The sequence below is a fragment of the Streptomyces aurantiaciflavus genome, from assembly GCF_049808595.1.
Classification (GTDB): domain Bacteria; phylum Actinomycetota; class Actinomycetes; order Streptomycetales; family Streptomycetaceae; genus Streptomyces.
Map to the genome: position 1 here is coordinate 61,445 of NZ_JBNCAQ010000001.1, position 18,279 is coordinate 79,723.

The 18,279-nt window shown below is 70.7% G+C and carries 14 protein-coding genes and 2 pseudogenes; 5 read left to right on the forward strand and 11 right to left on the reverse strand.

Annotated features, from left to right (window positions below):
* Positions 1 to 54 precede the first annotated feature (54 nt).
* Both dnaJ and hrcA read right to left on the reverse strand, forming a co-directional pair.
* Positions 55 to 1,191 (reverse strand): molecular chaperone DnaJ, encoded by a 1,137-nt coding sequence (gene dnaJ / locus ACPT94_RS00240; protein ID WP_360340966.1) that lies wholly within the window; start codon positions 1,189 to 1,191, stop codon positions 55 to 57.
* Positions 1,192 to 2,208 (reverse strand): heat-inducible transcriptional repressor HrcA, encoded by a 1,017-nt coding sequence (gene hrcA, locus ACPT94_RS00245; RefSeq protein ID WP_189937794.1) that lies wholly within the window; start codon positions 2,206 to 2,208, stop codon positions 1,192 to 1,194.
* 162 nt (positions 2,209 to 2,370) lie between these two features.
* Between hrcA and ACPT94_RS00250 the strand changes: the two genes are divergently transcribed.
* Entirely contained in the window at positions 2,371 to 3,114 is a 744-nt protein-coding gene (locus ACPT94_RS00250; RefSeq protein ID WP_425244767.1) for an MBL fold metallo-hydrolase, read from the forward strand.
* A gap of 31 nt (positions 3,115 to 3,145) precedes the next feature.
* Positions 3,146 to 4,018: a DUF3097 domain-containing protein gene (locus ACPT94_RS00255; RefSeq protein ID WP_360340960.1), complete on the forward strand. Its 873-nt coding sequence runs from the start codon at positions 3,146 to 3,148 to the stop codon at positions 4,016 to 4,018.
* Here the strand turns inward: ACPT94_RS00255 and ACPT94_RS00260 are convergent.
* The 3 genes from ACPT94_RS00260 to ACPT94_RS00270 form a co-directional block, all read right to left on the reverse strand.
* The gene (locus tag ACPT94_RS00260) at positions 3,996 to 4,574 is read right to left on the reverse strand and encodes a Uma2 family endonuclease (protein WP_360340957.1); all 579 of its coding nucleotides are present in this window, start codon (positions 4,572 to 4,574) and stop codon (positions 3,996 to 3,998) included. The two genes, ACPT94_RS00255 and ACPT94_RS00260, sit on opposite strands and share 23 nt — an antisense overlap.
* Positions 4,575 to 4,673: 99 nt before the next feature.
* A complete protein-coding gene (gene hemW / locus ACPT94_RS00265; RefSeq protein ID WP_360340954.1) occupies positions 4,674 to 5,906 on the reverse strand; it encodes a radical SAM family heme chaperone HemW in 1,233 nt (410 codons plus the stop codon).
* A gap of 49 nt (positions 5,907 to 5,955) precedes the next feature.
* The gene (locus tag ACPT94_RS00270) at positions 5,956 to 7,887 is read right to left on the reverse strand and encodes a SpoIIE family protein phosphatase (protein WP_360340951.1); all 1,932 of its coding nucleotides are present in this window, start codon (positions 7,885 to 7,887) and stop codon (positions 5,956 to 5,958) included.
* 254 nt (positions 7,888 to 8,141) lie between these two features.
* Between ACPT94_RS00270 and ACPT94_RS00275 the strand changes: the two are divergent.
* Both ACPT94_RS00275 and ACPT94_RS00280 read left to right on the forward strand, forming a co-directional pair.
* Positions 8,142 to 9,819 (forward strand): annotated as a pseudogene (locus ACPT94_RS00275) (ATP-binding protein); the annotation flags it as partial.
* Positions 9,816 to 10,109, forward strand: a pseudogene (locus tag ACPT94_RS00280) (response regulator); the annotation flags it as partial. The pseudogenes ACPT94_RS00275 and ACPT94_RS00280, both read left to right, overlap by 4 nt.
* A gap of 13 nt (positions 10,110 to 10,122) precedes the next feature.
* Here the strand turns inward: ACPT94_RS00280 and ACPT94_RS00285 are convergent.
* Entirely contained in the window at positions 10,123 to 11,997 is a 1,875-nt protein-coding gene (locus tag ACPT94_RS00285; RefSeq protein WP_360340945.1) for an AMP-dependent synthetase/ligase, read from the reverse strand.
* A gap of 198 nt (positions 11,998 to 12,195) precedes the next feature.
* Positions 12,196 to 14,064, reverse strand: a complete 1,869-nt coding sequence (gene lepA, locus ACPT94_RS00290; RefSeq protein ID WP_360340942.1) for a translation elongation factor 4 — start codon at positions 14,062 to 14,064, stop codon at positions 12,196 to 12,198.
* A gap of 252 nt (positions 14,065 to 14,316) precedes the next feature.
* Between lepA and rpsT the strand changes: the two genes are divergently transcribed.
* The gene (gene rpsT, locus ACPT94_RS00295; RefSeq protein WP_360340939.1) at positions 14,317 to 14,583 is read left to right on the forward strand and encodes a 30S ribosomal protein S20; all 267 of its coding nucleotides are present in this window, start codon (positions 14,317 to 14,319) and stop codon (positions 14,581 to 14,583) included.
* A 303-nt stretch (positions 14,584 to 14,886) separates the two neighbouring features.
* Here rpsT and ACPT94_RS00300 read toward each other — a convergent pair whose 3' ends face one another.
* From ACPT94_RS00300 to ACPT94_RS00315, 4 genes are all read right to left on the reverse strand, one after another.
* Positions 14,887 to 15,285 carry a nuclear transport factor 2 family protein gene (locus ACPT94_RS00300; protein WP_360340936.1) on the reverse strand — a complete coding sequence of 133 codons (399 nt, stop codon included), beginning with the start codon at positions 15,283 to 15,285 and terminating at the stop codon, positions 14,887 to 14,889.
* A 542-nt stretch (positions 15,286 to 15,827) separates the two neighbouring features.
* The gene (holA, locus tag ACPT94_RS00305; protein ID WP_360340933.1) at positions 15,828 to 16,814 is read right to left on the reverse strand and encodes a DNA polymerase III subunit delta; all 987 of its coding nucleotides are present in this window, start codon (positions 16,812 to 16,814) and stop codon (positions 15,828 to 15,830) included.
* 271 nt (positions 16,815 to 17,085) lie between these two features.
* A complete protein-coding gene (locus ACPT94_RS00310) occupies positions 17,086 to 17,331 on the reverse strand; it encodes a hypothetical protein (RefSeq protein WP_360340930.1) in 246 nt (81 codons plus the stop codon).
* 47 nt (positions 17,332 to 17,378) lie between these two features.
* Positions 17,379 to 18,275, reverse strand: a complete 897-nt coding sequence (locus ACPT94_RS00315; RefSeq protein WP_360340927.1) for an arylamine N-acetyltransferase family protein — start codon at positions 18,273 to 18,275, stop codon at positions 17,379 to 17,381.
* Positions 18,276 to 18,279 lie beyond the last annotated feature (4 nt).

Below are 18,279 nucleotides of genomic sequence, written 5' to 3' on the forward strand. Positions count from 1 at the left end.
GGGGTCCAGGGGGGCGGAGCCCCCTGGCGGGTCGAAGGGGCGGAGCCCCTTCCCTCACCGACCGTTGAACGCGTCCTTCAGCCGCGAGAACAGCCCCTGCTGCCCGGGCTGGAACTGCCCCTGAGGCCGCTCCTCGCCCCGCAGCTTCGCCAGCTCGCGCAGCAACCGCTCCTGCTCGGGATCCAGCTTCGTCGGCGTCTGCACCTCCACGTGGACGATGAGATCGCCGCGCCCGCCACCCCGCAGGTGCGTCACACCCCGTCCGTGCAGCGGAATCGACTGCCCGGACTGCGTGCCGGGCCGGATGTCGACCTCCTCCAGCCCGTCCAGCGTCTCCAGCGGCACCTTCGTGCCGAGCGCCGCCGCGGTCATCGGGATGGTGACCGTGCAGTGCAGATCGTCGCCGCGCCGCTGGAACATCGGGTGCGGCAGCTCATGGATCTCGACGTACAGGTCACCGGCGGGACCGCCGCCGGGCCCGACCTCGCCCTCACCGGCGAGCTGGATCCGCGTGCCGTTGTCGACACCGGCCGGAATCTTCACGGTGAGCGTCCGCCGCGACCGCACCCGTCCGTCGCCCGCGCACTCCGGGCACGGCGTGGGCACCACGGTCCCGAAGCCCTGGCACTGCGGGCAGGGCCGCGAGGTCATGACCTGGCCGAGGAAGGACCGCGTGACCTGCGACACCTCACCGCGCCCACGGCACATGTCGCACGTCTGGGCGGTGGTCCCCGGCGCCGCGCCCTCACCGTTGCAGGTGGAGCAGACGATCGCCGTGTCGACCTGGATGTCCTTGGTGGTGCCGAAGGCCGCCTCGTCGAGGTCGACCTCCAGCCGGATCATCGCGTCCTGACCCCGACGGGTACGCGAGCGCGGCCCGCGCTGGGACGCCGTGCCGAAGAAGGCGTCCATGATGTCGGAGAAGTTGCCGAAACCACCGGCTCCGAAGCCGCCCGCGCCGGCGCCGCCGGCCTGGGAGAGCGGGTCGCCGCCGAGGTCGTAGACCTGCTTCTTCTGCGGGTCCGACAGCACCTCGTAGGCGGCGTTGATCTCCTTGAACCGCTCCTGGGTCTTCGGATCCGGGTTGACGTCCGGGTGCAGCTCGCGGGCGAGCCGCCGGAAGGCCTTCTTGATCTCTTCCTGCGACGCGTCGCGGCGCACGCCGAGGACGGCGTAGTAGTCCGTGGCCACTTACGACTCCGCCAGGATCTGTCCGACGTACCGTGCCACTGCGCGTACCGCTCCCATCGTTCCCGGGTAATCCATGCGGGTCGGTCCGACCACGCCGAGCTTGGCGACTGCCTCGCCGCCCGAACCGTAGCCGACCGACACCACCGACGTGGAGTTGAGTCCCTCGTAGGCGTTCTCGTGACCGATGCGGACGGTCATGCCCGAATCTCCCGCCTCGCCCAGGAGTTTGAGGAGCACGACCTGCTCCTCGAGGGCCTCCAGGACGGGCCGGATGGTGAGGGGAAAGTCATGTCCGAAGCGGGTGAGATTGGCGGTGCCGCCGATCATCAGCCGCTCCTCGTTCTCCTCGACGAGGGTCTCCAGCAGGGTGGAGAGCACCGTCGAGACCGTGCCGCGGTCCTCCGCCTCGAAGGCGTCCGGCAGATCCTCCACCAGACGCGGCACGTCCGTGAACCGGCGGCCCGCGACCCGGCTGTTCAGCCGCGCGCGTAGATCCGCCAGCGAGGTCTCGCCGAACGGCGCCGGGCAGTCCACCATCCGCTGCTCGACCCGCCCGGTGTCCGTGATCAGCACGAGCATCAGGCGCGCGGGCGCGAGCGAGAGGAGCTCGACGTGCCGCACGGTGGACCGGGTCAGCGACGGGTACTGCACGACGGCGACCTGCCGCGTGAGCTGGGCGAGCAGCCGTACCGTCCGCGCCACGACGTCGTCGAGGTCGACGGCGCCGTCGAGGAAGTTCTGGATGGCCCGCCGTTCGGGGGCCGTCATCGGCTTGACTCCGGCCAGCTTGTCGACGAAGAGGCGGTACCCCTTGTCCGTGGGAATCCGCCCGGCGCTGGTGTGCGGCTGGGCGATGTACCCCTCGTCCTCCAGGGCGGCCATGTCGTTGCGGACCGTCGCCGGGGAGACGCCGAGGTTGTGCCGCTCCGTGAGCGCCTTGGAGCCCACCGGCTCCTCGGTGCCCACGTAGTCCTGGACGATGGCGCGCAGTACCTGGAGCCGTCGTTCACTCAGCATGCGCGCACACCTCCAGAAAGTCGTCCCCTTGGCGCCTTGCCTGGCACTCTTCACTTCCGAGTGCCAGCGCCCCCGGCCCAGTGTACGGCCGTGGGGTACGCCGTGGGCAAGGTCGGTCCCGTCGCACCCCGCCCGGGAAGGTTGTCCCGCTAGCGTCGCCTCATGACGGTGACTTGGGAAGAGCTCGGGTGGGAGCGGGTCGCGACGGGCGTCGGGCGGTGCCGCCTGCCGGTGTGGGACTGCACGGCCGGGCTGGTCGTCGGGCGTGAGGCGGCGCTGATGGTGGACGCGGGGTCGAGCCTCGCCGAGGGGACGCGGCTGCGGGTGCATGCGGAGGAGCTGGCGGGTCACCGTGTGACCCATCTCGCGCTCACGCATCCCCACTTCGACCATGTCCTCGGGGCGGCGGCGTTCGCGGGCGCGGAGGTGTTCGCGGAGGTGTTCGCGGAGTCGGTGCTCACGCGCAAGGGCCTCGGGGCGGAGGAGCTGCGCGCGGACGCGGTACGCAACGGCCTGGACGAGACGGCGGCGACGGAGGCCGTGGACACGCTCGTCCGCCCCCGCCACCTGGTCTCCGGGGAGTGGACCCTCGACCTGGGCGGCGGCAGGCAGGTCCTGCTGGCGAACGTGGGCCCCGGTCACACCGCGCACGACCTGGCGGTCCTCGTCCCCGGAAGTCCCGGCTCACCGGAGGTGGTGTTCTGCGGCGACCTGGTCGAGGAGTCCGGCGAGCCCCAGGCCGGCCCCGACGCCGTACCCTCCCACTGGCCTGCCGCTCTCGACCGCCTCCTCGGGCTCGGCGGCGAGGACGCGCTGTACGTGCCCGGTCACGGGGCGGTGGTGGACGCGGCGTTCGTCCGGGCGCAGCGGGACGCGCTGGCGACGCGTTTCGGCGTGTCGCCGTGAACGGCTCCCGGCTTCTCCTATCGTCATCCGAATGCGCCCACCCGTCTCCCGCCCCCGCCCTTCCAACGAGGGCCCTACGGGCCCGCGCCCTCGTACGTACTCCGCCGACCTGACCCCTCCCTGGAAGAAGCCGAAGCCCGTCCCCGAGGTCCCGGCGGAGCCCGGCCTGGTGGTGGAGGAGCCCGGCACCGGTTTCTGCGGCGCGGTGATCCGCTGCGAGGCGGGCACGGTCACCCTGGAGGACCGCTTCGGCAAGCACCGGGTGTTCCCGCTGGAGCCGCGCGGTTTCCTGCTGGAGGGCCGGGTGGTGACGCTGGTCCGGCCGTCGTCGGGCGGTCCGGTACGACCCACCCGTACCGCCTCCGGTTCGGTCGCCGTCCCCGGCGCCCGCGCGCGGGTCGCCCGCGCCGGCCGCATCTACGTCGAGGGCCGGCACGACGCCGAACTGGTCGAGAAGGTGTGGGGCGACGACCTGCGCATCGAGGGCGTGGTCGTGGAGTACCTGGAGGGCGTGGACGACCTGCCGTCGATCGTGGCCGAATTCGCCCCGGGGCCGGACGCGCGGCTGGGCGTCCTGGTGGACCATCTGGTGCCGGGTTCGAAGGAGTGGCGCATCGCGCAGTCGGTGACGAGCGAGCACGCGCTGGTGGTGGGCCACCCGTACATCGACATCTGGGAGGCGGTGAAGCCGTCCTCCCTGGGCATCGAGGCCTGGCCGCGCGTGCCGCACGGGCAGGACTGGAAGACGGGGGTGTGCCGGGCGCTGGGGTGGCCGTCGGAGAACACGGGGGCGGTGTGGCAGGCGATCCTGGCGCGGGTGGGGTCTTACAGGGACCTGGAGCCGGAGCTGCTGGGGAGGGTGGAGGAGTTGATCGACTTCGTCACGGGTAGCGGTGAGGCCTGACGTTGGGGAACGTTCCGAACTCGCCGGTGTCCAGTTCGAGCCCCAGCTCTTCCAGCGGCAGCGGCTCGCCAAACTTTGCGATGTGCTGCGTCCGGTAGTCGGCGTCCTCGCCCTTCCCCTCTGGCTTCGTCAACAGGACACACTGCGCCATGATCGGATCGACGATGAGATAGGCGGGCACGTTGCCTGCGGCGTAGATGGAACGCTTGACGCCGTAGTCCCGGTGGACGCTGGTCTTGGAAACGACTTCGACGACCATCGTGATCAATTGGCACGGCAGCAAACGCCCCGAACCGGGCAGGACGTCACGTGCCACGACCACGAGGTCCGGAACCGGCTCGCTTGCCTCATCAACGAGGTCAACGTCCTGGGTCTGGAGGGGATACCAGCGATCCAGCGGGATCTGCCGCTCCGTGAGCAGCACGATCAGGTTGTGCACCAGATCAGGGCTGGCCATCATCACGATTTCCCCCCGCAGAAGCTCTACTTTGAGTCCATCGGGCGGCTCAAAACCTTCGAAGAACTCTGCGACTCCACGTTCGTCCACAGCGGTCATCTCCGTGGCCTCCACATTCGCCGCTTACTGTCAGCGGCAGCCTACGAACCAGGTTAGGGACCGAACGCCCGTTGCGCAGGGATTCACTCGCCGGAGTGATCAGTCCACCAGGTCCCGCACCACAGCGTCCGCCAGCAGCCGCCCGCGCAGTGTCAGCACCGCGTGCCCCTCCCCGTACGGGCCCTCCTGAAGCAACCCGTCCGCCAGCGCTTTGCGCGCCGCCGCGCGCCCCTCCTCCCGCAGCAGCGACAGCGGCACCCCCTCCCGCAACCGCAGCTCCAGCAGGATCCGCTCCACCCGCCGGTCCTCGTCCGAGAGCAGCTCACGCCCCGCCCCCGGCGAGCGCCCGGCGGCCAGCGCCGCCGCGTACGCCCCCGGATGCTTCACGTTCCACCACCGCACCCCGCCCACGTGCGAGTGCGCGCCCGGCCCCGCGCCCCACCAGTCCGCGCCCCGCCAGTACAGCTCGTTGTGCAGGCAGCGGCCCGCCTCGGAGGTGGCCCAGTTCGACACCTCGTACCAGTCGAAGCCCGCCGCTGACAGCGTCTCCTCCGCGATCAGGTACCGGTCCGCATGCACGTCGTCGTCCGTCATCGGGACCTCGCCCCGGCGGATGCGACGCGCCAGCTGGGTGCCCTCCTCGACGATCAGCGCGTAGGCGGAGACATGATCCGGCCCCGCGCCCAGCGCCGCCTCCAGCGACGCCCGCCAGTCGTCGTCCGACTCCCCGGGCGTGCCGTAGATCAGGTCCAGGTTCACGTGCTCGAAGCCCGCCGCCCGCGCCTCCGCGACGCAGGCCTCGGGGCGGCCGGGTGTGTGCGTGCGGTCCAGGATCTTCAGTACGTGCTGCTTCGCGCTCTGCATGCCGAAGGAGATCCGGTTGAAGCCTCCCCGGCGGAGGGTGGCCAGGTAGGCCGGGTCGACCGACTCCGGGTTCGCCTCCGTCGTGACCTCCGCGTCGGCCGCGAGCCCGAACTCGTCGCGGATCGCGCCCAGCATCCGTACGAGGTCGTCGGCGGCCAACAGCGTCGGCGTGCCGCCGCCGACGAAGACCGTGCGGACCTCGCGCGGGTCGTCCCCGAGAACCTTCCTCGCCAGCCGGATCTCGTCGATCAGGGTTTCGGCGTAGTTGTCGCGGGAGGCGAGGACACCGCCCGTGCCGCGCAGTTCGGTGGCGGTGTAGGTGTTGAAGTCGCAGTAGCCGCAGCGGGTCGCGCAGTAGGGGACATGCAGATAGAAGCCGAGGGGGCGGTCGGCGGCCCCGGCGAGCGCGGAGGCGGGCAGTGCACCGTCGGCGGGGACGGGCTCGCCGTCGGGGAGTGCGGAAGGCATGTGTTCCATTGTCCCGTACGTCCGCACGGACCCCGGATCGCCCGGTCGATCAGGCCTGCTCCGCCTGCAGCACCAGCAGTGCCAGGTCGTCCTCCGGCGGCTGGCCCCCGAACTCGTGCACCAGCCTGCGGATGCGCTCGGCGATCAGCTCCGCGTCCAGCCCCACGCAGCCGGCCAGCGCGGTGGCGAGGCCGTCGCCGTCGTCGAACTGGCGGGAGCCCGATCGCCGCTCGGTGACGCCGTCGGTGACGCACAGGAGGCTGTCGCCGGGGCGCAGGTCCAGGGTCTCACTGGTGTAGGTGGCGTCCTCGACGACGCCGAGCAGGGTCTGGGGGTGCGCGGCCGTGGTCACGCTGCCGTCGGGGCCGAGCCGCAGCGGCAGCGGGTGGCCGGCGGAGGCGAGGGTGCAGTGGATGCCGCCCTCGTAGGGGGCCAGCTCGCCGTAGAGGAGGGAGAGGAAGCGGGTCTGCGGGCCGTCGCCGGGGTCCGCGGGGCCGACGAAGGCGCGGGCGGCGGCGTCGGCGGCCTCGGTGGCGTCGTCGAGGAGGAGCTGGTTGAGGCGGTCCAGGACGTCGGCGACGCCGTAGCCCTCGCGGGCCAGCAGTCGCAGCCAGGGGCGGGCCAGGCCGATGACGACGGCCGCCTCCGGGCCCTTGCCCTGTACGTCGCCCACGGCGAAGCACCAGCGGCCGTCGCCCGCCGGGAACAGGTCGTAGAAGTCGCCGCTGGGCCCGCCCTGCTCGCGCGGCTCGTAGACGAGGGCGCTGCGCACTCCGGGGATCTCGGCGACCGCGCCGGGCAGCAGTCCGCGCTGCAGGACGGCGCTGATGGTGGCCTGGCGGGCGTACTGGCGGGCTGCGCCGATGGCGAGCGCCACGCGGCGGCCCAGGTCCTCGACGAGGCCGGTGACCTCGTCGGGGAAGCGCAGCAGTCCGGTCCGTCCGATGACGAGCGTGCCGAGGGGGCGGCCGCCGGCGATCAGCCGGTAGGCGAGGGCGGCGCCGTGCGGGCCGAGCGCGGTGGCGGGCCAGGGATGGGCGGCGGGCCCGGAGCGCAGGTCGTCGGGTGGGTGCGGCGGGTCCTTCTCCAGGGCGCGGCGCAGTTCCTCGACGTGGTTCTCGTTGACGTGCCAGACGCGGGCCAGCCGCGGCCCCGGACCGCCCGTGCCGCCGCCCCAGCCTCCGGCGCTCCGGTGGGCGGCCCCCCAGCGCCCGCTGAGCTCGTCCTCCAGCCAGACCGCGCACCAGTCGGCGAGCCGCGGCACGAGCAGCTGGCCGGTGAGGGCGGCGACCAGGTCCTCGTCGAGCTGCCCGGCGAGCAGGTCGGAGGCCTCGGCGAGGAAGGAGAGGGCGCCCCGGCCCAGCCAGTCCCCGTCATGGGCGGAGGGGTGGGGTTCGGGGGCGAGGGCCTCGGCGAAGATGAGGGCGGTGGCGGGGGTGCCGTCGGCGGCGCGGGGTTCCGGGAGCTGCGCCTCCTCGTGCGCCCCGCGGGGCGCCAGCCGCGCCCACACCGTCTTGGTACCCCTGCGGTACGTCACCCCCCACGCGTCGGCCAGCGTGGCGACCAGGCGCAGTCCGCGGCCGTACTCGGGGGTCTCGTACGGCGTGTCGGGGGTGCCGTCGCGTGGTGCGCGGGAGGGGTGGTGGTCGGTGACCTCGACGACGACGGCGCAGGTCTCGGGCTCCTCCTCCAGTCGGCAGACCAGGTCGACGTCGGTGCCGGCGTGCACGACGGCGTTGGTGACCAGTTCGCTGACGACGAGTATCGCGTCCTCGGCGAGGTCCCCGAGGTTCTCGGCGCCGGGCAGTCCCGGCCGGGCCCACTCGCTCAGCGCGGCGCGGACCAGGTCGCGGGCGGAGCCGGGGGCAAGGGAGCTGCCGGCGAGGGTCGCGCGGGTGTGCGGCTGCGGGTGTCCGCCCGTGTACGCGGGCGCACCACCGGCACGGGCCACGGTTTCCCGTTGCGTCGGAATGGCCCCCATGGACAGCTCCCCGAGCAGTCGGACGATTCAGCCTCGGTCGATGGCGACAGAGTGACAGACTGACCCCGCCCATAAGCGCCGAGTTACCGAAGTGGGCCGTCATGAGTGAGAACAGTGCTCCGCATGTGCTCGAAGACGGACGGATTGAGACCGGGATCCGAGCAGACGGACAGACTGAGGCCGGAATCCGAACAGACGGACGGGACGAAACCGGGGTTTGGGCGGACGGACGGTTCGCGACGAGGATCCGGGAGTCCGAGCTCCGCCCGCTGCTCGCCGCGATGACCTCGGCCCGCGACGGCGACTTCACGAAACTGCCGGAGACGGGCGAGGGGCTCGTGGCCGAACTGACCGCGGTCTTCAACCAGATCCTCGACCGCAGCCTCCACTTCAACACCGAGGTCCGCCGTGTGAAACGCGAACTGGTCCGCTACGGCCGCCTCGACGAGCGTCTCTCGGCGAGCCCGGGCCAGGGCGGCTGGACCTCGCGGGTGGTGGCCAACCTGCGCGAGACGACCCGCGCCAAGGACTGGCTGGAGTCCAACCTGGCCCGCCTCGCCGCGCTGATGCAGGGTCACCGGGATCTGATGGAGGTCGCCGACCTCATCCTGCGGGAGCTGACCCCGCTGGTGAACGCGCAGTACGGCGCCTTCTACCTGGCCGACCCGGAGGAGGACCCGGCGGTCCGCAGCACGGTCCCCGCCAAGGGCCTCGCCTTCATACCCCGACGGCCATCTCTCCGACCAGGAAGTGCAGTTCGCGACGACGATCCACCGCTCGGGCTCGGACCTCCTCCAGCTGATCAACGACATCCTGGACCTGTCGAAGATCGAGGCGGGCCGGATGGACGTACGCCCCAAACGCCTGCCGCTGATCAAACTGCTCGACTACGTCCACGCGACCTTCCGCCCGCTCACCCTGGACCGGGGGCTCGCCTTCGAGGTGGCGGTCGGGGAGGACGTACCGCGCGAGATGTACTCGGACGAGCAACGCCTCCAGCAGATTCTGCGCAACCTGCTCTCCAACGCGATCAAGTTCACCGCGAGCGGCCGGGTGGAGCTGCGCGTGCACCGTGTGCGGGACCCCGAGCACCGATGGGGGTCCCCCCGCTCGAGCGAAGCCGAGAGTGGGGGAGTCCAGGGCAGCGACGAGGTGATCGCGTTCGCGGTGTCCGACACCGGCATCGGCATCGCCCCCCAAAAACTCCCGGTGATCTTCGAGGCGTTCCAGCAGGCCGACGGCACGACGAACCGCAAGTACGGCGGCACCGGGCTCGGTCTGTCCATCAGCCGCGAGATCGCGGGCCTGCTGGGCGGCCGTATCGTCGCGGAGAGCGAACCGGGCAAGGGCTCCACCTTCACCCTGTACGTCCCGGTCGTCAGCCCCGGCCACGGAGCCGCCGCCGAGGAACCGCGACCTCCTTCGGCACCGCCGGCCGAACCCCTTCCGGCCGGACACGACAACGACGACGCGTGGCCGACCCCGACCAAGCTGGAGGCGTGGCAGGCGGGCCGCGCCGGTCAGGTGCTGCCCGGACGCCGGGTCCTGATCGTCGACGACGACATCCGCAACGTCTTCGCCCTGACCCATGTCCTGGGCCGCGTCGGCATGCCGGTGCTGTACGCGGAGAACGGCAGGGAGGGCATCGAGACCCTCGAACGCAACCCGGACGTCGAACTCGTCCTGATGGACATCATGATGCCGGAGATGGACGGCTACGAGACCATCACCGCGATCCGCCGCACCCCGCGCTGGGCGGGCCTGCCCATCGTCGCCCTCACCGCCAAGGCGATGCCCGGCGACCGCGAGAAGTCCATCGCCCGCGGCGCCAACGACTACGTGCCCAAGCCGGTGGACGTGGACCGGCTGCTGACAGTGGTGTGCGCGCTGCTGGACCCGGAGGGTGCGGAGGGCGAGGAGCAGTCGTCATGAGGGCTGATGCCATGTCCGACGAGCGCGCCGCGATCCTCCTGGTCGACGACATGGAGGACAACCTGATCGCCCTGGAGTCCGTCCTGGCCTCCCTCGACCAGCCGCTCGTACGGGCGCGTTCGGGCGAGGAGGCCCTGAAGGTCCTCCTGCGCCGTCGCGTCGCCCTCGTCCTCCTCGACATCCGCATGCCGGGCATGGACGGCTTCGAGACAGCCGCCGACGTCAAACGCCTCGACCAGACGAAGCACGTCCCGGGAGCGAGCGACCACGACGACGCCGCGGCCGCCCGCGCCCCGAGCGCCTCTACTTCTCGCGGGTCCCCTCGTACATCTCCTCCAGCAGGTGCTGGTACTCCCGCTCCACCACCGGCCGCTTCAGCTTCAGACTCGGTGTGATCTCCCCGTGCTCCACATCCAGGTCCCGGGGAAGCAACCGGAACTTCTTGATCGTCTGCCACCGCTGAAGGCCGGAGTTGAGCTCCTCCACGTACCCCTCGATGAGGGCGACGGTCTCCGGGGCGGCGACCACCTCCGCGTACGACTTGCCGCCCAGCCCGTTCTCCTCGGCCCACCCCAGGATGGACACCTCGTCGAGGGCGATCAGCGCCGTGCAGTAGTTCCGGTCGGCGCCGTGCACGAGGATGTTGGAGACGTACGGGCACACGGACTTGAACTGTCCCTCGACCTCGGTGGGGGCGACGTACTTGCCGCCGGAGGTCTTGAAGAGGTCCTTCTTGCGGTCGGTGATCCGCAGATACCCGTCGGCGGACAGCTCGCCGATGTCCCCGGTGTGGAACCAGCCGTCCGGCTCCAGCACCTCAGCGGTCTTCTCGGGCAGCTTGTGGTAGCCCTCCATGATGCCGGGCCCGCGCAGCAGGATCTCGCCGTCCTCGGCGATGCGCACCTCCGTGCCGGGCAGCGGCTTGCCGACCGTGCCGGTGCGGTAGGCCTCACCGGGGTTGACGAAGGAGGCCGCGGAGGACTCCGTGAGGCCGTAGCCCTCCAGGATGTGGATGCCGGCGCCGGAGAAGAAGAAGCCGATCTCCGGGGCGAGGGCGACGGAGCCGGAGACACAGGCACGCAGCTTGCCGCCGAACGCCTCGCGGATCTTGGCGTACACCAGCGCGTCGGCGACCTTGTGCTTGGCGGACAGGCCGAAGGGGGCGCTCGCGGTGCCGGTGCGGCGGAAGTTGTCCTGGCTGACCTTGGCGTACTCGCGGGCGACCTCGGCGGCCCACCGGAAGATCTTGTACTTGGCCGGGCTGCCCGCACGCGCCTTGTTCGCGATGCCGTTGTAGACCTTCTCGAAGATGCGCGGCACGGCCGCCATGTACGTCGGCTGGACGACCGGAAGGTTCTCGATGATCTTGTCGACGCGGCCGTCGACGGCGGTGACGTGCCCGACCTCGATCTGCCCGGAGGTCAGCACCTTGCCGAAGACGTGCGCGAGCGGCAGCCACAGATACTGCACGTCCTCCGCGCTGATCAGTCCGGTCGCGGCGATCGCCTTCGCCATGTACGACCAGTTGTCGTGCGGGAGGCGCACGCCCTTGGGGCGGCCGGTGGTGCCGGAGGTGTAGATGAGGGTGGCGAGCTGGTCCTTGGTGATGGCGCCGACCCGCTCCTTGATCAGCTGCGGCTCCTTCTCCAGCCGGGCCGCGCCGCGCTTCTCCAGCTCGTCGAGGGTGAGGATCCAGTCGGCGGTCTCCACGCCGGACGGGTCGATCACGACCACGTGGGTGAGGTCGGGCAGCTCGGCCCGCTTCTCCACCGCCTTGGCCAGCTGGGCCGCGTCCTCCGCGATCAGCACCCGGCTCTCCGAGTCGGACAGGATGTACGCCGATTCGTCGGCGTTGGTCTGCGGGTACACCGTCGTCGTCGCCGCGCCGGCGCACACGATGCCGAGGTCGGCGAGGACCCACTCGATCCGGGTGGCGGAGGCGAGCGCCACGCGCTGCTCGGGCTGGACGCCCAGCTCGATCAGACCGGCCGCGATGGCGTAGACCCGGTCGGCGGTCTGCGCCCAGCTCAGCGACTTCCAGTCATCCGGACCCTGGCCGGACGCGGGCGGCACGGGGTAGCGGTACGCCTCCGCGTCCGGCGTGGCCGACACGCGCTCAAGGAAGAGGCCCGCGACGGACGGCGGACGGTTCTCGATCAGTGTCTGTGTGTCGCTCACGACATCCTCCGGGGCCCGCGACGATGCGGCTGGCTCAGTGCGGCTGTTGTTTAACTCGCGAGTAACTATCGAGCAGGGACAGAGTAGAGGGCGACCGCCCGGCACGTAAGGGGTCACGTACTGTCACTTTCTACAGACCACAGGCATCGGGCCCGCCGCGCAACAGCGCGACGGGCCCGTGCACCGGCGGGATCCCGGTTACTTCTTGCTCTTGGCCGAGCTTCCGCTCTCGTCGCTGCTCAGCACGGCGATGAAGGCCTCCTGCGGAACCTCCACGGAACCCACCATCTTCATCCGCTTCTTGCCTTCCTTCTGCTTCTCCAGCAGCTTGCGCTTACGGGAGATGTCGCCGCCGTAGCACTTGGCGAGGACGTCCTTGCGGATGGCGCGGATGGTCTCGCGGGCGATGACCCGCGAGCCGATGGCGGCCTGGATGGGCACCTCGAAGGCCTGCCGCGGGATCAGCTCGCGCAGCTTGGCGACGAGCCGCACCCCGTACGCGTACGCGGCGTCCTTGTGGGTGATCGCCGAGAAGGCGTCGACCTTGTCGCCGTGCAGCAGGATGTCGACCTTGACCAGGCTGGAGGTCTGCTCACCGGTGGGCTCGTAGTCCAGCGACGCGTAACCACGCGTCTTCGACTTCAGCTGGTCGAAGAAGTCGAAGACGATCTCGGCGAGCGGGAGGGTGTAGCGGATCTCGACCCGGTCCTCGGAGAGGTAGTCCATGCCGAGCAGGGTGCCGCGCCGGGTCTGGCACAGCTCCATGATCGAGCCGATGAACTCGGTCGGCGCCAGGATGGTGGCCCGCACGACCGGCTCGTACACCTCGCTGATCTTCCCCTCGGGGAACTCGCTCGGGTTGGTGACGACGTGCTCGCTGCGGTCCTCCATGACGACCCGGTAGACCACGTTGGGCGCGGTGGCGATCAGGTCGAGGCCGAACTCGCGCTCCAGCCGCTCCCGGATCACGTCCAGGTGGAGCAGGCCGAGGAAGCCGACGCGGAAGCCGAACCCGAGGGCGGCGGAGGTCTCCGGTTCATAGACGAGCGCCGCGTCGTTGAGCTGGAGCTTGTCCAGGGCCTCGCGCAGCTCCGGGTAGTCGGAGCCGTCCAGCGGATACAGACCGGAGAAGACCATCGGCTTCGGGTCCTTGTAGCCGCCGAGCGCCTCCGTGGCGCCCTTCGCCTGGCTGGTGACGGTGTCACCGACCTTGGACTGACGGACGTCCTTCACACCGGTGATGAGGTAACCCACCTCACCGACACCGAGGCCGTCGGCCGACAGCATCTCGGGCGAGTTGGTGCCGATCTCCAGCAGCTCGTGGGTGGCGCCCGTGGACATCATCTTGATGCGCTCACGCTTGTTGAGCTGCCCGTCGATGACACGGACGTACGTGACCACACCCCGGTAGGAGTCGTACACGGAGTCGAAGATCATGGCGCGCGCGGGCGCGTCCTTGACGCCGACCGGCGCGGGGATCTCCCGCACGACCTTGTCCAGCAGCGCGTCGACGCCGACGCCGGTCTTGGCGGAGACCCGCAGCACGTCGTCCGGCTCGCACCCGACGAGGTTCGCCAGTTCCTCGGCGAACTTCTCCGGCTGCGCGGCCGGCAGGTCGATCTTGTTCAGCACCGGGATGATCGTGAGGTCGTTCTCCATCGCCAGGTAGAGGTTGGCGAGGGTCTGGGCCTCGATGCCCTGGGCGGCGTCGACGAGGAGGATGGTCCCCTCGCAGGCGGCCAGCGACCGCGAGACCTCGTAGGTGAAGTCGACGTGCCCGGGGGTGTCGATCATGTTGAGGATGTGCGTGTTGCCGGGATCCTGGGTCGGAGCCCACGGCAGACGCACCGCCTGGGACTTGATCGTGATACCGCGCTCACGCTCGATGTCCATGCGGTCGAGGTACTGAGCACGCATCTGCCGCTGCTCGACCACACCGGTCAGCTGGAGCATCCGGTCGGCGAGCGTGGACTTGCCGTGGTCGATGTGCGCGATGATGCAGAAATTGCGGATCAGAGCCGGGTCGGTACGGCTCGGCTCGGGCACATTGTTAGGGGTCGCGGGCACGCAGGGTCCTGATTCTTGAGGTATCCGCAGAGGCAGCGGCTCGGGTCGGATCGATACGTAGGTTCCATGGTCCCACGGGCGGCGACCGAGGACCGGTTTGGGCCACTGACCGGGCCACTGGTAGCCTGGGTGGCTGTGTCTCATGCCCTCTCAGCGCGAGGCACGTCTTCAAGAAATCACCTGGTACGGGATCCGGAACCTCCATGCCCGGAGCACTCCTGGCCCCGTGCCTGAACCTGAAAAGGCTCTTTCGTGGCGAACATCAAGTCCCAGATCAAGCGGATCAAGACCAACGAGAAGGCTCGACTGCGCAACAAGGCCGTCAAGTCCTCCCTGAAGACCGCGATCCGCAAGGCCCGTGAGGCCGCCGCCGCGGGTGACGTCGAGAAGGCCACCGAGCTGCAGCGCGCTGCCGCGCGTCAGCTCGACAAGGCCGTCTCCAAGGGTGTCATCCACAAGAACCAGGCCGCCAACAAGAAGTCGGCGCTTGCTTCCAAGGTCGCGTCCCTCAAGGGCTGAACCCCTTTTTGATCTGACCGGATCCCCCGGGATCCGACGCGCCGGAAGGACCCAGGGCGGGCCCTCTCTCATCCGCTCCCGACCGGCCCCACGAGCTCATACGCGGCCTGCGTTCGCCACGCGGGTATGAGCTCAAACGCTTGAACCGAAGGCCCCGGCGCCGAGCCCTTCCCCAGGGCGGGCGCCGGGGCCTTCGGCGTGCCCTGTGCGGCTTGGGCGGGGGGCACGCGGCGGCCCAGGCGGTGGGCAGGCGGCGGCGCAGGCGGTGGGCACGCGGCGGCCCAGGCGGTGGGCGCGCGAGGGTCACGACCAGAATTCGTTGCTCTTGTCGATGTTCTCGAGGCACTCGTCAAGATCGCTGAACTTGTCTCCGACGATCCGGAAGACGATGCCTCCCTTTTCGTCGAGGTGCTTGCTGCCCCGGTCGGCGGTGAGGCGGTGCACGGAAAGGGCATGCCCACGGCCGTCGACGAACACATTGAGCAGCTCCACCCGGAACGACCCGTCGGTCTCCGAGGAGAGCCGGGCGTAGTAGTCGTTGATGATCGAGTCGAGCCCCTTGAAGTCCCCCGACAGCGGGTGGGAGCCAGGCACGTGGTGGGTACAGTCCCCGGTCATCATTCCGCGCAGGGCGTCCATGTCCCCGCGCTGGAAGGCTTCGTAGCCCTTGCGGACGAGCATGGTGTGCGGGTGTTCAGCCATGGCGATCGCCACCTTTCCCAGTCCGGCGACGGACGGCTGATACGCACGATTCTCCTCCGCGGGGAGGGAAAGGCCACTGGATCACCTGAGTTGGCGGCCGTGGGGGCGGCCCCGGGGGCCCCGGGGGGCGGCTCCGGAGAGGGCCGCGGGGCAGCCCGGGAGCGGCTCTGGGGAGGGCCGTGAGGGCCGCGGGGACCAACCGCCGGATGGCGACCTCGGAGTGGTGGCCCGGAGTGGCGGCCTCGGAGTGGTGGCCCTGACTGGGACGGCAGCGCTGGGATGGCGACCGTCGAGTGGCGGCCTGGGGCGACGGTCCCCGCGGTGGCAACCCTGAGGGGCCGCCTTCGGTGACCGCCGTCCCCATGGCGGCAACCCTGAGGGGGCACCTTCGGTGACCGCCGTCCCCATGGCGGCAACCCTGAGGGGGCACCTTCGGTGACCGCCGTCCCCATGGCGGCAACCCTGAGGGGGCACCTTCGGTGACCGCCGTCCCCATGGCGGCAACCCTGGGGGCCGCCTTCGGTGACCGCCGTCCTACCGACCTACCGTCCCCTCGACCGAGCCGCCCGCGCGATGGCCACCACGGCCTTCTCCAAGGCGTACTCCGGATCGTCCCCGCCGCCCTTCACCCCAGCGTCGGCCTCGGCCACGGCCCGCAGGGCGACGGCCACCCCGTCCGGTGTCCACCCCCGCATCTGCTGGCGCACCCGGTCGATCTTCCACGGCGGCATGCCGAGCTCCCGCGCGAGATCGGCCGGCCGGCCCCCGCGCGCGGAGGACAGCTTGCCGATCGCCCGTACGCCCTGGGCGAGCGCGCTGGTGATCATCACGGGCGCGACGCCGGTGGCCAACGACCACCGCAGCGCCTCCAGCGCCTCGGCGGTCCGCCCCTCCACGGCCCGGTCGGCCACGGTGAAGCTCGACGCCTCGGCCCGTCCCGTGTAGTACCGCCCGACGACGGCCTCGTCGATGGTGCCCTCGACGTCGGCGACGAGCTGGGACACAGCGGAGGCCAACTCCCGCAGATCACTGCCGATGGCATCGACGAGCGCCTGACAGGCCTCGGGTGTGGCGGACCGCCCGGTCGCCCGGAACTCCTGTCTCACGAAGGCCAGCCGGTCCGCCGGCTTGGTCATCTTCGGACAGGCCACCTCCCGCGCCCCTGCCTTGCGCGCGGCATCCAGCAGCCCCTTGCCCTTGGCCCCGCCCGCGTGCAGCAGCACGAGCGTGATCTCCTCGGCGGGCGCCGAGAGATACGCCTTCACATCCTTGATCGTGTCGGCCGACAGATCCTGCGCATTGCGTACGACCACGACCTTGCGCTCCGCGAAGAGCGAGGGGCTGGTCAACTCGGCGAGCGTGCCGGGCTGCAGCTGCTCCGGGGTCAGGTCACGTACGTCCGTGTCGGCGTCGGCGGCCCTCGCGGCAGCCACCACCTCCTGCACGGCACGGTCGAGCAGAAGGTCCTCCTGCCCCACGGCAAGCGTCACCGCGGCAAGAGGGTCGTCATTCGCAGTCTTCCTGGCCATCGCCCCAAGCATGGCACGGCCCACTGACAACGAAGCTGACCTACCGCCGCCCACAACCGCAGACGCCGCCCGCCACCGAGGCCGACACCTACCCCACCCTGCCCGACGCACCGCCGCCCGCCGCCCGCCGCTGCGGGCAATCGTGCCGCTGGGGCGGCACGGGTGGGCGCGGCGGCACCCCGCCAACGCCGGGCCGCGCGACCCACCCGTCGGCACCAGCGCAGGACCGCGCACAACCAAGCCCGGCCTTCAAGCACTCCCCGCGGCAGCCCTACGGCTCCTCCCGCCACCCATCCCACTCCCCGGCAAACGCGTCCAACTCCCCGGGATCAAGCCGCCCCTCCTCGTCCCGCAGCACCACCAGCCACTGCGCGTCCTCCGCATCGTCCTCCCCGGCCAAGGCGTCCCGGACGACCTGCGGCTCCTCCCGCACCCCGAACCGCTCCCCGAGCGCCTCGACGACCTCCTCCGCAGCGTCACGGTCGGGCAGCACCAGTACATGTCTCACATCGCTCACGCGGCCATTTTCCGGCACTCCCCTCCGAACCCGACCCCGGCCCGCCCCTACGCCGTCTCGACCCCGCGCACCACCGGCACCCTCTCCAACTCGATCCCGAACCTCTCCCGATACACCGCCAGCACCTCCTCGTCCCCCGCCAACTCCCGTTCCTCACTCCGCCCGTCGGCGCCCGTCACCTTCAACCGGCGCCCGCTGAGCGTGATCCGCCCTCCGTCCTCCGTGACCCGCGAACAGACCAGCGACTTCGTGAAGTGGGACTCCGGCGAGGTCTGGTGCCACCAGGCCCCGGCCAGGAAGTCGCCCAGCGCCCGGGGCCGCACCTCCAGCCGGTACTCACGGACACCGTTCCGCAGAACGTCCAGGTCGGCGTGTCCCGCCGCTCCAGCCCCCTGCCCCGTCCCGGTGACCCGCCCCGCCCCGCCCTTCACCCCGGCCGCGTCCGGCCCTGCCTCCACGATCCGGAACAGGCCCCCGGGGTCCTGCTGTTCACCCCGGTGGTCCCACTGGAGCGGGTAGTGGCTGTGCGCCCCGAACCCGACGTCGGCCAGCCACTCCCCCGCGTCCACCGTCCGCACCAGCAGCGCGAGATGGTCGTACGGGATCCCGAGCCGTCCCTTCTCTCCGTAGACCCGCCCCGCGAGCAGCGTCACATCGAACCCCAGGGTCCTGAGCAGCGCCCCGAACGCCCCGTTCAGCTCGTAACAGAACCCTCCCCTCCGAGCCTCGACCACCTTCTCGACCAGCCGTTTCTCCTCCAGCACGATCTCCTCACCGAGGTGGATCGACAGATTCTCGAAGGGGACGTTCTGCAGGTGCCGCAGATGCAGCTCCCGCAGGACGTCGACCGTGGGCCACGCCGGATACGCGGCCCCGAGCCGGTGCAGATAGGCATCCAGCAGACGGGCATCGAGCGGTGAGGGGGCGACCTGTGCGGAGTCCATGCCC

Coding starts and splice junctions, on each gene's coding strand:
- hrcA (WP_189937794.1), bottom strand. CDS start 2,208: ATGCTGAGTGAACGACGGCTCCAGGTACTGCGCGCCATCGTCCAGGAC.
- ACPT94_RS00250 (WP_425244767.1), top strand. CDS start 2,371: ATGACGGTGACTTGGGAAGAGCTCGGGTGGGAGCGGGTCGCGACGGGC.
- ACPT94_RS00255 (WP_360340960.1), top strand. CDS start 3,146: ATGCGCCCACCCGTCTCCCGCCCCCGCCCTTCCAACGAGGGCCCTACG.
- ACPT94_RS00260 (WP_360340957.1), bottom strand. CDS start 4,574: ATGACCGCTGTGGACGAACGTGGAGTCGCAGAGTTCTTCGAAGGTTTT.
- hemW (WP_360340954.1), bottom strand. CDS start 5,906: ATGCCTTCCGCACTCCCCGACGGCGAGCCCGTCCCCGCCGACGGTGCA.
- ACPT94_RS00270 (WP_360340951.1), bottom strand. CDS start 7,887: ATGGGGGCCATTCCGACGCAACGGGAAACCGTGGCCCGTGCCGGTGGT.
- ACPT94_RS00300 (WP_360340936.1), bottom strand. CDS start 15,285: ATGGCTGAACACCCGCACACCATGCTCGTCCGCAAGGGCTACGAAGCC.
- holA (WP_360340933.1), bottom strand. CDS start 16,814: ATGGCCAGGAAGACTGCGAATGACGACCCTCTTGCCGCGGTGACGCTT.
- ACPT94_RS00315 (WP_360340927.1), bottom strand. CDS start 18,275: ATGGACTCCGCACAGGTCGCCCCCTCACCGCTCGATGCCCGTCTGCTG.